The sequence below is a fragment of the Micromonospora sp. NPDC003197 genome (assembly GCF_053590565.1).
Genome location: NZ_JBSFTE010000010.1, coordinates 81,591 through 94,616, shown reverse-complemented (window position 1 = coordinate 94,616; position 13,026 = coordinate 81,591). Strand labels below are relative to the sequence as shown.

The 13,026-nt window shown below is 66.9% G+C and carries 10 protein-coding genes; 1 reads left to right on the top strand and 9 read right to left on the bottom strand.

Going from position 1 to position 13,026, the window contains the following annotated elements:
- Positions 1-19: 19 nt before the first annotated feature.
- From ACWDV4_RS13545 to ACWDV4_RS13505, 9 genes are all read right to left on the bottom strand, one after another.
- Positions 20-1,990, bottom strand: a complete 1,971-nt coding sequence (locus ACWDV4_RS13545) for an Hsp70 family protein (RefSeq protein WP_449977948.1) — start codon at positions 1,988-1,990, stop codon at positions 20-22.
- Between the two features lie 116 nt (positions 1,991-2,106).
- The gene (locus tag ACWDV4_RS13540) at positions 2,107-2,727 is read right to left on the bottom strand and encodes a GTP-binding protein (RefSeq protein ID WP_449977945.1); all 621 of its coding nucleotides are present in this window, start codon (positions 2,725-2,727) and stop codon (positions 2,107-2,109) included.
- Positions 2,708-3,094 carry a DUF742 domain-containing protein gene (locus tag ACWDV4_RS13535; RefSeq protein ID WP_449977942.1) on the bottom strand — a complete coding sequence of 129 codons (387 nt, stop codon included), beginning with the start codon at positions 3,092-3,094 and terminating at the stop codon, positions 2,708-2,710. The genes ACWDV4_RS13540 and ACWDV4_RS13535 overlap by 20 nt, the downstream gene beginning before the upstream one ends.
- Before the next feature lie 11 nt (positions 3,095-3,105).
- Positions 3,106-3,525 carry a roadblock/LC7 domain-containing protein gene (locus tag ACWDV4_RS13530; protein WP_449977940.1) on the bottom strand — a complete coding sequence of 140 codons (420 nt, stop codon included), beginning with the start codon at positions 3,523-3,525 and terminating at the stop codon, positions 3,106-3,108.
- A 53-nt stretch (positions 3,526-3,578) separates the two neighbouring features.
- Positions 3,579-6,008: a nitrate- and nitrite sensing domain-containing protein gene (locus tag ACWDV4_RS13525; protein WP_449977938.1), complete on the bottom strand. Its 2,430-nt coding sequence runs from the start codon at positions 6,006-6,008 to the stop codon at positions 3,579-3,581.
- Between the two features lie 217 nt (positions 6,009-6,225).
- Positions 6,226-7,845 (bottom strand): prenyltransferase, encoded by a 1,620-nt coding sequence (locus ACWDV4_RS13520; protein ID WP_449977936.1) that lies wholly within the window; start codon positions 7,843-7,845, stop codon positions 6,226-6,228.
- Complete coding sequence (locus tag ACWDV4_RS13515; protein ID WP_449977933.1) at positions 7,842-8,753, bottom strand: terpene synthase family protein; 912 nt, start codon at positions 8,751-8,753, stop codon at positions 7,842-7,844. Before ACWDV4_RS13515 ends, ACWDV4_RS13520 begins: the two co-directional genes overlap by 4 nt.
- Positions 8,750-10,087, bottom strand: a complete 1,338-nt coding sequence (locus ACWDV4_RS13510) for a cytochrome P450 (protein ID WP_449978217.1) — start codon at positions 10,085-10,087, stop codon at positions 8,750-8,752. Before ACWDV4_RS13510 ends, ACWDV4_RS13515 begins: the two co-directional genes overlap by 4 nt.
- 547 nt (positions 10,088-10,634) lie before the next feature.
- Positions 10,635-12,149, bottom strand: coding sequence for an LVIVD repeat-containing protein (locus tag ACWDV4_RS13505; protein WP_449977930.1), 1,515 nt, complete (start codon positions 12,147-12,149; stop codon positions 10,635-10,637).
- 141 nt (positions 12,150-12,290) lie between these two features.
- Here ACWDV4_RS13505 and ACWDV4_RS13500 point away from each other — a divergent pair, with 141 nt between their 5' ends.
- A complete protein-coding gene (locus tag ACWDV4_RS13500) occupies positions 12,291-13,013 on the top strand; it encodes a DUF305 domain-containing protein (RefSeq protein WP_449977928.1) in 723 nt (240 codons plus the stop codon).
- Positions 13,014-13,026 lie beyond the last annotated feature (13 nt).

Here is a 13,026-nt window from a genome sequence, read left to right as displayed (position 1 = left end):
TCCCTACTGCCCGGTGCGGCTACGACCGGTTCACCCCGGCCGGGTAACGGGGAGCCGTAGCCCGGTGGTGGGCGAGGGCTGCCACCAGTCGTGGTGCGTCACCGCCGACATCCCGGGTCAACTGCGGCAGGTCGGCGATGACCAGAGCGTTGATGTCCGCACGCCACAGCTGCGCGAATGCCGGGTTGTGTGTCACCTGCGAGGCGGCTGCCGGTACGGCGACCAGCGCCGGTGGTAGACCCGGTCGGGGCGACACCACGTCGACCCGGGCGAGGCTCGCCCACGGCAGTTCGTGACGGTTCCGCCGATCAGGCTGGTACGTGATGCCGTAGGCGTTGACCACCAGACGTGGATACGGACAGCGTCCCCACCAGAGCAGGGCGAGACCGCCGGGAATGACCAGGAGGCCGACGCCAGCGACGATGAGCGCGGCAGGTACGTAATTGTTGATGGTGATCATCGTGATGGACACGAGTAGGAGAACGATGGGCAGCGCGGCGCTGCCAAGCGCGGTCACTATCGTCCCGATGACATCCGCGCCCCGCCGGGGCCGGGAGAGCCCGAACGCTGCCGGTCCGGGGTGCCAGGCCACCGCCTGTCTGGTTAGAAAGGCGCTGGCCACTGTGCAGACGAGCAGCGCTGCTACGCCGATCTCAATGGTGATGCTGCACATCAGCGGTACCAGCAGGACCAGCACCGAGAAGACGGCCCATATCGGGCGGGGCAGGGACCCTGACTGCTTCTGTCCGGCCGGCCATACCGCCCCTGGTGGACGCGCTGGTGGCATGGCGGGTGCTGGCGGACTCGATAGCGGTGATGCGGTATGCATGGCCATCGGAGCCGGTCCGGTGACCACGGGAGCCGGCGGCATCGCCGCTCGCCTAGGCGGAACCACGGCGGGCGGGGCCGCCACCGACGGTGGCCGGTGGAGCGCGTGCAGGGCACCTTCAGCCACCACGATTTCGGGTTGTTCCAGCACCGTAGGCGCCAGTCCGGTCGCGCGGTGCAAGGTGGTGGCGACGAGCGGCACCCGGGATGCGCCGCCCACCAGGAAGACCCCGGCCAGGTTCTCGGTGCTGACGCCAGCCCGGCGCATCACCTGCGCCGTCAACATGGCCGCACGGTCAAGGTGCGGGCGGGCCGCGTCCTCGAACTCCTCCCGTCCCAGCGACACCTCGCGGTCGACCAGCGGCACGTACAGCCGGGCGTTCGATTGTCGCGACAGCATCTCCTTGGCGGTACGGGCGTCGTCCCACAGCGTGCGGAAGTGTCGCTGGCCGGTGGGATCAGCTGGCGCGGTCAGCCGCTGCCAGGCGGCGGAGTCAGCAGGTTGAATGGCGGCGGCGACGCGCGCGACCACCAGCGCGTCGAGGTCCAAGCCGCCGAAGTCGGTCAGCCCGTCGACTTCGCGCACCTCGAAGCCGTCTCCGGTACGCCGTACCACCGCCAGGTCCAAGGTGCCACCGCCAAGGTCGTAGACGACCAACAGGTGACCGGGGCGGACGGCGTGGCCGAGCACAGCGGTGAAGTAACCGGCCGCGGCGACCGGCTCGGACACCAGCTTCGGGGTGGGGAGACCGGCGCTGACTGCCGCCTCCACCAGGACATTGCGGCGGGCCGCACCCCAACCGGCCGGGTAGGTCATGGCTATGGTGGCGGGAAGCGTTCCGCAGGCACGGGTGGCCTCCTCGACCACCCGCCGCAGGGTGGCCGCGACCACGTTGACCGTCGCCACCTGCCGGTCACCCAACAACAGGGTTCCGTCATCGATACACCGTTTGGGGTTCGGCTCGAACCGTGTGGGGTCCAGCCGGGCGCTGTGCATCGCGTCCCGTCCCGGGATCAACGCACCATCCGGCTGTAGGAACACCGCCGACGGCAGCAGGGGCGATCCGTCGAAGAGCAATGGCCGGCAACGCCCGTCCGGCCAACGTAGTACCGCGACTGTGTTCGTCGACCCATAGTCGATTCCCAATTCGTACCCGGACATGCCGGAAGTCTAGGTGACCGGCGAACGACGAAAGCGCATGGTCATCCGCTGTCGGCGATGCCGTTGCAGATGACTGGTCCGCTGAAATTTTCGTACGTTCGCCCGCCCGACTTCACCTAGGGAGTACCGGCCCCTTGCGGGGACTGGTGTGCCCGCGCCCGGAGCTTCATCGCGTGTTCGAGGAGCGTGATCAGGACGTCCTTGCTGGACTGGCGCTGCCGGGCGTCGCACAGCAGCACGGGCACTTCCGGCTCCAGGTTGAGGGCGAGCCGGACCTCGTCGAGCCCGTACTCCCGAGCCCCGTCGAAGCAGTTCACCGCGACGATGAACGGGGTGCCATGCTGTTCGAAGTAGTCGATGGACGGGAAGCAGTCAGCCAGTCGACGGGTGTCGGCGAGGACGACCGCACCCAACGCGCCAAGCGCCAACTCGTCCCAGACGAACCAGAACCGGTCCTGACCGGGAGTGCCGAACAGATAGAGCACCAGGTCGTCCCCGATGGTGATCCGGCCGAAGTCCATCGCGACCGTGGTGGTGCTCTTACTTTCCACGCCGGACAGGTCGTCGATGCCGACACCCTGTTCGGAGAGGAGCTCCTCGGTCCGCAGCGGCTGGGTCTCACTGAGCGTGGTGACCATGGTGGTCTTACCGACGCCGAAGCCACCGGCAATGAGGATCTTGATGGCGGTGGGGACGGCAGGAGCGCTGGCCCGACCGTCAGAGTGCTCGTAGTCCATTGATAACTGCCTCGAATACGCTGTCGTCGGGAAGTGTGGCCGTCGGCCGGGGGTTGCATAGCTGAACGAGGTGCCGTTCGAGTAGGTCACCGAGGAATACCCGGACGGTGCCCAACGGCAGGTTCAGGTGCGCCGCGACCTCGGCGACGGACAGGGCCCGTTGACAGAGGCCGACAATGGCGAGGTGCTCCGGTCCCAGGCCGACCTCGTGCGACGGTGCCGACCGGGTGGCGACCACCAATGAGATCAGGTCGAAGCTTCCGCTGGCCGGCTTGGTTCGGCCACGGGTCATCGCGTACGGCCGTACGACCGGACCGGCATGATCGTCAATCCACTGGTCTTCGGTGGATTTCCCCGGGACGCTCATGGCAGCCCCGGTTACTTCTCGTCAGTCGGCTGGTCGGTGGTTCGGGCTGGCGAACCAAGGAATTTGCCGGCCCGAGTGACCAGCATGGCCATCTCGTAGGCGATGAGTCCCACATCGGCCTCGTCGTTGGCCAGTACGGCCAGGCAGGCACCGTGACCGGCGGCGGTGACGAAGAGGAACGAGGACTTCATTTCGATGATGGTCTGTTGTACCGGGCCGCCACCGAATCGCTTGCCGGCGCCCCGGGCAAGACTCTGAATGCCCGCCGCCATCGCGGCCAGGTGCTCGGCATCGTCGCGCGCCATTCCTTGCGAGGAAGCTACGAGAAGCCCGTCGACCGACAGGACGATGGCGTTCTCGGTCTGCTTGACCCGGCCGACCAGGTCGTCCAGTAGCCAGGTCAGGTCGCTCGTGGCTGTTTTCAGCACCACTCGTTGTCCTCTTTCTTCCGGGCGAAGGTCGCGGTACCGATCTCGTCGGTCGATCAGGTGACCGGTCGGTCCCCGGCAGCGGGGCTGTCCCCCGCGTCCGGAACGGCTGGGACGTCGTCGTCCTCGTTCACCAGCCGGGCCGCTGCCGACCGGCCTCGGAGGGTGCCCGACTGATAGGAACTCATCATCTGGCGGATCTTCTCGGGCGGGCGGGGCACCTCGGCGTCCGGTGCCGGATCCTCCGACACTGCTTGGGGTTGTTGGCGGAGGGGAGTGGCGATATTGGCCTGACGTACCCGCAGCGGTAGACCGGACGGCGTCTGCGTGGTCTCCGGCTCGGTAGTCGGCGCCGTCGGAGCCTCCGCCGGAGCAGCACCGGTCGTGGTAGCAGCACCGGTCGCTGCGGCCCGGGTCCGGGTGGGCAGCGCCGGGGCCGGTGGGTTCACCGCCAGGCTCGCTCCAGGGATCCGTGCCGTGGGCTGCTCATCGGTGGCGCTGGTGGCGCTGGTGGCGCTGGTGGCGCTGGCGGTGGTGGCGGTGGCTTTGGTGGCGCTGGCTGCGGCCCCTATCGGCAGTGCCGGGTCGGTGGCCTCGGTGCTGCCTGGTTCACCCGTGACCAGAGTCGAGGGAATCAGCACCACGGCGGTTGTCCCACCGTAGGGCGATTCCTTCAACAGTGCGTGGATTCCGTGCCGTTCGGTCAGCCGACTCACCACGAACAGTCCGAGCCGGGCGGCGTTGGCCAGATTGAACTCCTGACGGCTGAGGATCTGCTCGTTGGCGGCGGCGAGATCCTCCTCGCTCATGCCGAGGCCGCGGTCCTCGATCTCGATCGCGTAGCCGTTGGCTACCATCTGGCCCCGGATTTCGACCATGGTGTGTGGTGGAGAGAAGGACAACGCGTTCTCGATCAGTTCCGCCAGCAGGTGGATGACGTCACCGACGGCGCGGCCAGCCAACCCGACCGAGCCGAGCGGCAGCACCGAGACGCGGGTGTAGTCCTCCACCTCGGCCACCGCGCCGCGAACGACATCGATCATGGGTACGTTGCGTCGCCAGGCCCGTCCCGGCGTCGCGCCGGAGAGCACGATCAGGTTTTCCGCGTTGCGGCGCATCCGGGTGGCCAGGTGGTCGACCCGGAACAGGTCCTCCAGCTCCTCGGCCTCGGTCTCCCGGCGTTCCATCGCGTCGAGCAGGGTGAGCTGTCGGTGGACGAGCGCCTGGGTACGCCGGGCGAGGCTGAGGAAGACATCGCGCACGCTGCGACGCAGCTCGGCCTGTTGGACGGCGGTACGGATCGCGGTCTCCTGAACCGCGTTGAACGCCTGGCCCACCTGGCCGATTTCGTCGGTGCCGAAGGCCAGGGGTGGTGCCTCGGTCGCCACGTCCACGTTCTCACCCCGGCCGAGACGGGCGACCACGTCGGGCAGTCGCTCGTCGGCGAGCCGGTGAGCCGCGTCCCGTAGCCGTTGCAGTTGGGCCACCAGGGCCCGCGCCGTGGTCACCGAGACAACGATCGAGGCGATGACCGCAGCCAGTCCCAGTCCGGCCGCGAGTACCACCCGGAGCACCACCCAGATCGCGATCGGCACGGCCCGATCGACGATGTGTTCACCACCGGTCACGACGATGTCGCGCATGTCGGCGAGGGAGGGTTCCACCGCTGCGCGCCACTGGGCAATGTCGATCGACACCCGGGAGCCGGGTCGGATCGACTGGATGATTCGGTCTTCCAGGGCTCGAAGCTGCGTGAACGTCTGGCTGGCGACCAGTTGGTCGTACCGCTCGCGCTCGGCAGTAGGTAGCTCCAGGACGGTTTCATTGGCGACGAAGCGTTGGGCACCGACGAGTTGTGCGAACCGTGCGTGCTCCGTCGCCGTTATCCGCCCTGCCGCGATAATGCCGGTGACCAGCGCATCCTCCTGGGACACCAGCTCCCGCGCGCGATTCAGCTCGATGAGCGCGGTCGTGTCCTTGGCGATCTCATGGTCGTCGAGCTTCGCCATGGAGTCGAAGACACGGAAGATCGAGTCGATGACCCGGGTATAGGCGTCCGATGCGGATGCCGGATCGATGTCCTGGGCATTGATCGCCTCGCGGGTCTGGGCCAGCCCGTCCAGCCCGAGGGTCAGTTCGTCGAGTCGTTGCTTGAGATCACTGCTCGCCGCGAACTCGATCTGTCGGCTTTCCACCGATCGACGGAATGCGGAGGCCAGGTCCTCGGATTTCTGACGCTCGGCCGCCAGTGGGGCCCGCTGCTGTTCGCTGGGTCGCGCCAAATAGGCGACGGAAAGCCGGCGCTCGTGCTGTAGCGCAAGCAACAGCCGGTCGTTCGGATCGAAGACCCTGCTGTCCAAGGTCTGCACCCAGAGAAGGTTGAGGCCATCGCGGAGGGTCACCCAGGCTGCGAAGGCCCACAGCGCGGCCAATGAGACCAACAGGGCGACGACCTTGGTACGGAGATTCGTACTGCGAGAACCCATCACACCGTCCCAGACCGTGGAAGCGAGTTGTCTACGGCGGCCGTCTCGGGGCCAACGAAGTTGTGTTCCTCGTTGGCCCTTCGTCGGTTCCCGCGATCAATGGGGCACGCTAGCAGCGTCCGAGGAGTGCCTCAAGTTTGCCTGAATGCCGACATCAATTATTTCGTCTATGTATATCCGTATTCTTGGTGAGCTGCCCACCTCGGCCACATCGGTCTCACCTGGGTGACTCCAGTCTTCGCGCGGTCAGTACCAGTGCCGCGAGGACGGCCGAACGCACGATCGCTGCGGGCAGGTAGAGATCTTTGTCATGCCACAATGGAGTGCCGTTGGATTCTAGCCACAGTGGAGTGCCGTCGGCGGGGGACAGTAGGTACGCCCGCCCGCGGGTCAGCGCGGCATCGAGTCCGGACAGGCCCGGCCGCCCAGCCGTCGCCAGTACCTGCAGCGCGTACGCGGTCTCCTCGGCGGTGCCGGTCCACCGTCCCCAGGAGCCGTCGGCGCGTTGCGATCCCAGCACCCAGTCGACGGCGCGGCTGATGGCTGCCGACACGGCGCCTCCCCGCCCGTGCTGCTGCAGTGCGAGTACACAGCAGACCGTCGCGTAGTAGGGCGAGGCGTGCCATCGGTCGGCCCAGGCACCATCGGGGCGTTGTCGTACGCACAGCCAGTTGGCGAGTCGCTCCACCGTCGCTCGATAGCGTTCCGGCGCCGTCGGCCCGGTGACCAGGTGGTGCCCAAGCACGTCCAGGACGTGCGCGTTGGTGGTGATGGAATAGCCGTCCTCACCCGGCCAGGTGCAGAAGTGTGCTCCGGTGTCGAATGACCAGAGGCAGTCCGGAGCGATCGGCTGCCCCAGTTGCGCGAGGGCGTACAAAGCGACTGAGCTGGTGTCCGCGTCAGCGGGAAGTCCGGGACCTGCCGGTGCCCCGTCCGATCGGAGTGCGGCACGCAGGCTCCGGACGAGATCCGCCGGTGGAGTGACTGGCACTCTGGCTCGGGCCAACGTGCTGAGTACCCAGCCTCGTTCGAAGACGGTGATCGGGGTGGCACATGGCACCGGGCCGCCCTGTTGGCTGGCGATCATATCCAGATAGGACCGGGCCGGGCCGGTCGCCTCCGGCCCGCCGAGCCAGGCGGCGGTGGCCGCCGGCGAGGCGCCGACGGTACCGGGTGGTACCGGTGTGACGCCGGGTGCCCCCCGAGCCGCCTCGCCCACGGTCTCCAGGGCATGAAGCAGTTTCTCCGGGATTTGGGCCCCCACGGCGATCCCCTGTCGGACCCGGGTCAGCCGGGCGGAATCCATCCGTGCCGGCAGGCCCAGCCGGACCCCTGCCCAGGCCGGATCCAGGCCGACGATGGGTGTGTCGTGGAGTTCGTTGAGGTGCGTGTTGAGCAGGTTCACCAGGTCCGGCACGATGAGGTCGGCCGCCGGGGTGTCAGGCACCGACAGCGCTGGATCGGCCAGCCAGCGGACCAACGCGCGAAGGCCACGGTCGACGACCGACACCAGGTCTGCCCGGTTTGGACCTGGATCGGCCCCCTGCCGTAGGGTCACGAACAGCGCCTCGGTGGCGCTCAACGTCGGCACCAACCCATAGCCGTCCGGCTGACCCCATCCGCCGTCCGGGCGCTGAGTCTCCATCAGGTAGCGCACCCGTCCGGCGTGCCCGGTCAGCCACGGGGCGAGGGCAATCAGCCGCCCGGTCTCGTAGACGGAGGGGGAGGCCTGTCCCCAGGGTTCGTCGACCAGTCCGGTGACCAGTTCACCGGCCGCCGTCACAAGCTCGGCCTCGGTAGGTGGTGCCCATTCGGCGATCAGGTTGTCGGTGCTCACAGGCTGCCCCAGAAGTCGGTCACCTGGTAGAAACCGCTCGCGAAGCCAAGCTGCCGGGTCAGAAAGGCGGACTCGCGCGGACATTCGTCGGCGAGCGGAGAAAGCAGTTCCCGGCACCGGTCGACGTATCGAGTGATCTCACGGGTCACCTCGGCCCGGTCGACCAGCATCAGGGCGTTCAAGTCGCCCCAGTTGACATCCCGCTCGTACGTGGCCAGGTCGTTGATCAGACGAAGTGCCCGTTGTGCCTCGGCACTCGCCCCGGTCAGCTCGACCAGGTGCCGGGCGGTCGCCGGCGTTCCGGTGTTTACCCAGTGCGAGACGTTGACGAAGGAGGCACCGAGGTTGTCGGCGTTGGCCAGGTATTCGGCGAAGGAGGGTAGTGGCTCTGTCAGATCGTCATCCGACTTCGCCGTTCGCCACCGCCACTCGCGGGCCATCCCCGCCAGCATCCGGTGTAGCTCCTCACGCCACACCGGACGGAGTTCCCCGAAGCCTGGCGCGGCGGTCAGCTCGTCTCGGATGTCGGCCAGGAACCGGCCGAGCGGATGGGCGATGTCGGTCGCGCCGTCCGCGACCGACAGGCAATCTGCCACGAGGTCATCGACCTCGTCGGCGGATTTCGCCAGGTAGTCGATCTGCCAGTCGGCGGCGAATCCCCACAGTACGGCGCGAGTGGCCACCCGCAGCTGTCCCGGGGTGCACCAGGGCGCACTGAAGGCCATGGCCAATGCCACCGTGCCGAACAGGGCCGGATCGAATGGATTGCCTGAGAACAGCTCCGGATGACGCTCGGCGCACTTCTGGAGGTCGCGCTGCCCGGTGGCGGCCAGGGCACAGATCTGTCCCTGTTCGGCCGCTACAGCCAGTTCGTCTCGCTCGTTCACCAGCGGTAGGTTGCCGCTCATGCGGCGAGCGGGCGCTCGGCGGGGCGCAGGGTCAGCGAGACCCGCTCCTGGGCACGTAGCGCAGCGGCCACCCGGGGTGCGGGGAAGGTTCGATTGCGCAGCTGGAACCGGTAGCGGGTCAGCATCGTGGCCACGATGAGTTGTGCCTCCAGATAGAACAGGTACATGCCCAGGCATTGGTGCGGTCCGCCGCCAAAGGGAAAATGGGCCCAGCGGTGCCGGTTCTTGACCTGCTCGGGGGAGAACCGGTCTGGATCGAAGACCTCCGGCTGCTCCCAGAACGCCTCCATCCGTTGGGTGATGAACGGGCTCAGGACGATCGTCGAGCCGGCCTTGATGCGTACGCCGTCGATGACGTCGTCCGCCACCGCCATCCGCGGGATCATCCAGCCCACTGGGTAGAGCCGGAGCAACTCGTCGAGGACCATCTTCGTGTAACGCAACTCCGGCAGGTGTGAGCGCCGGACGCGATCCGTCCCGACCACCTGATCGATCTCCGCGTAGAGCCGGTCGGCGACGTCCGGCCGCGCGTCCAGGTGCGGCCACAACCAGGTCAACAGGTTGATGGTGGTCTCGGTGGTGGCAGCGAACATGGCGACGGTGTCGTTGCGTACCTGACGCTCGTCCAATGCACGGCCGTCGGCGGTACGGGCCCGACACAGGGTGGAGATGACGTCATCGCCGTCGCCAGGGTTGCGGCGAGCCTCCTGGACGACCGGCAGCAACACCTCGTCGACGATCTTCACAGCTTCTTTGAACGCGCGATCGCCAGGCATGGGCATCGACAGCGGGGCGAACGGTACCAGGATCCGGGGCAGTACGGCGGTGGCGATCGTGTCCTGGGCGTCCACCACTCGCATCGCGTCCGGAATCGAGATCCGGTCGGCGAAGAGCACCCGCATGATGGCGCAGGTCACGATTCGGGACAGCTCGGTGTTGATGTCGACCGGAGCACCGGTGCGAGAAGGCTCGTCGAGCTCGTTGACTGCCTCGTCGATCACTTCGGTCATTCGGTCGACCAGAGCCTCGACGCGTTTCGCGGTGAACAGGGGTTGCAGCATTCGACGGCTGGCTTCCCAGATCTGTCCCTCGCCGAGGATTCCTTCGCCGAACAGTCGCTTGACCGGTCGCCAGAACAGGCCGTCGCCAGACCGGGTGTAGTTCGCGGCATTGTCCCGCAGAATGCGCTGCACATGTCGGGGGTGGGTTACCAGGTGTGGTCGAAACGAGCCGATGTTGACTCGCACAATGTCGCCGCCGGACTGGTTCCCGTAGTCCACAAGGGCCTTCATCGGGTCGCGGACCAGACTCGGAAGTGCGCGATACAGGGGCAGGGACCGGGGGACACCGGCCTTTGTGGTAAGGGGCTTCACCTGGGCATCGGACACCGCTGCGTGACTCCTTCTTGTCCAGTCCGCGTCCGCCGTCGCGGAGGGGTCGCGCGACGGATTCCTGCGATGAGTTCCGTAGCAGAATGGGCGCTCGGGGTAACGATCCTCGGCGAGCATGCCACCATCGGCCGACCAAAGCTAGATCAAAGTGCAAAGGATTTCCCACGTTCTGGCGACAAATCTCGCCCGAAAGGTGTACGTCGTGGCGATCTGGCCGGTGGATCTAGCAGGAAGAAGCGCTGTCCGTCGCCGCCGTGGTGCGCGCCGTGAGCGCGGTGTCAGATAAGTCTCCTGGCTGATGCCGGTACAATGTGGACCCCGTCGGGCGACACGGAAGGTTACTGCATCATGCCAAATGCGTTGTCGGTGATCCGCTCGGCGGACGGTCCGGGATTCGGCAACTGGGCTGGAGACGACGACGCGGGCCCGACCCCTGGTGAGGGGTCGGGCCCGCCGCGCAGGCTTTACCACTACTTCGCAGGTCGGAGCGCTAGCGTGCATCCCAGTAGCCGGGTTGGGTCTGCACGTTGAGTTCCCTGGTGTGCACGAACTTCGCGGTCCAAGTGCGCCAGTCGGTGATTTCCAGGACGTCCAGTCCCTTCTGGATGTCGCTGGAGTAGATGTGACCGTTGTAGTAGTAGGTGGACCATGCCCCACCAACGATCAGTCGGGTGTCGGAGAGCGGGCCCCGTTCCCAGAAGGCGATCTCGACCGGATGCGCCGAGTCGGTGAAGTCCCAGACGGAGATTCCGCCCTGATACCAGGCCTGGACCATGATGTCGCGGCCGAGTACCGGGATCAGTGAGCCGTTGTGCGCAACGCAGTTCTCGAACTTGGTGTTGGTTCGGGAAATCTTGTAGTAGCTCTGGAAGACGAGTTGCCGGTTGTCGCCCCGGCCGGTGATGTCGTAGATGGCGTTGGCCCCCCGGTGGGGACCGACCATTTCGTTGCAGGTGGGGCCACTGCCGCCGCCCAGCTCGTCGGTGAAGACGACCTTGGTGCCGGCGTTGTTGAACGTTGCCGAGTGCCAGAAGGCGAAGTTCGTCGTGTCACGGACCCGATTGATGACCCGGGGAGCGGCCCGGTTACTGATGTCCATCAGTACGCCGTCACCCATGCAGGCGGCGGCGGCAAGGTCTTCCCGGGGAAAGACCGTGATGTCGTGGCAGCCGCTGGTGGTGGCGCTGCCGTTGCGGCCCGGGTTCCCGCCGTCCGGAAAGAGGTTCGGGGTGGCCACCACGGCCGCGGAGGTGGGTTGGGACAGCGGCACCTTGATGATCGAGATTGAGTCATGGGGCGGCTGGCAGTCCGGGAACGACGCCGCGGGGGAGTACGACGACACGTAGATGTAGACGGAACGGCGGTCCTTGGCCGGGGCCAGGGTGTGCGTGTGCGAGCCGCACGACGTTTCGACGGCCTTGACGTACCGGGGGTTGGCCTTGTCGGTGACGTCGAAGATCCGCATGCCCTCCCAGGAGGACTCGATCGTGGGCGACTGGGCGACGCTGTTACAGGAGTCGTCACTGCGGGACGCGTCCGTCGACAGGAACAGCAGGTTGCCGTAGATCGAGATGTCGTTCTGCGAGCCGGGGCAGAGCACCTGGGAGACGATTCTCGGTGCGCGCGGGTTCTTGATGTCGTAGATGACGAACCCGTCGTAGTTGCCAACGAAGGCGTAGCGCCCCTGGAAGGCGATGTCGGTACCGAGGGCGGCCTCGGAGTTGAAGGGCGCCTGCTTCGGGATGTTGGCGATCTGCCGGATGTTGTCGCTGCTGGAGATCTCGTCGATGCCGAGGTCGACGTCGGCATCGTCCATCGTGGTGAGCTGCTGCTCGGTAAGGCACAGCTCGGGCAGTTCGACGCTGACCGACGGCGGACCGCACTCGGGCGCCGGGGGCCGTGCGCTGCTGGGTGGTGCGGTGGCGAAACCCAAGAGGACGAGTACGGTCGCGGCCAGCGCGACGGTCTTGAGGCGCCGTGGTTGCGGCGGGCTGAGTCCGGTCATCCGGCGGCCACCCTTCGAAAGGGGTTTCTGACTGGCTGACACCTTACTCTCTACTGATATCCATCGATGTGACTCGGGTCACATTGCTGGTCTTCGTCTATTCGTTATGATCCCGGCGATCCCCGATCGAAGGGGCGTGCCATGGATCGGATCCATCGACGGACCATCGGCGTCTCCGCGTTGGCCGTGCTGCTGCTGGTGGGCGGGGTCGGCACCGGATCCCGCCCCGATCCGGCACGCGAGAGTCCGGCACGCGAAGGTCCACCACGTGCGGGCACCCCGGCTGCCACCGCACCCGTCGACGACCGTGGCGAGCGGTCCGCCGAGTCGGTCATCGTGCCGGGTCGGCCTGGAGAGCCAGCCACCGTCCAGCCTGCGGATGCGGTCTCCTCGACGACGGGTTCGCGATACAACACGATGGACACCTGGTTCGTTCGGATGATGATTCCGCATCACACCCAGGCGCTGCGGATGGCCACGCTGGCCCCCGACCGCGCGGGAGACCCTCGGGTGCGTACCCTTGCCGACCGGATCCGGGCCAGCCAGGCACCGGAGATCCTCCAGATGCGAGCCTGGTTGGTGGCGCGGGGTCTTCCCTCGGACGAGGCGGGTCACGACCACGGCACCATGCGGGGCATGCAGAGCCCGGAGGCGATGCGCCGGCTCGCCGCCACCACCGGGGCCGAGTTCGACCGGATGTTCGTGACCATGATGATCGACCACCACCGGGGGGCGATCGAAATGGCCATCAATCTGCTCCGAGTAGGGGTTGATGTCACCGTCGGGGAGATCGCCACCGCCGTCGCCGCTGAGCAGAACGTGGAGATCGATCGGATGCGTGCCCTGTTTCCTGCCGCCGGATGACTGGCGGCGGAGT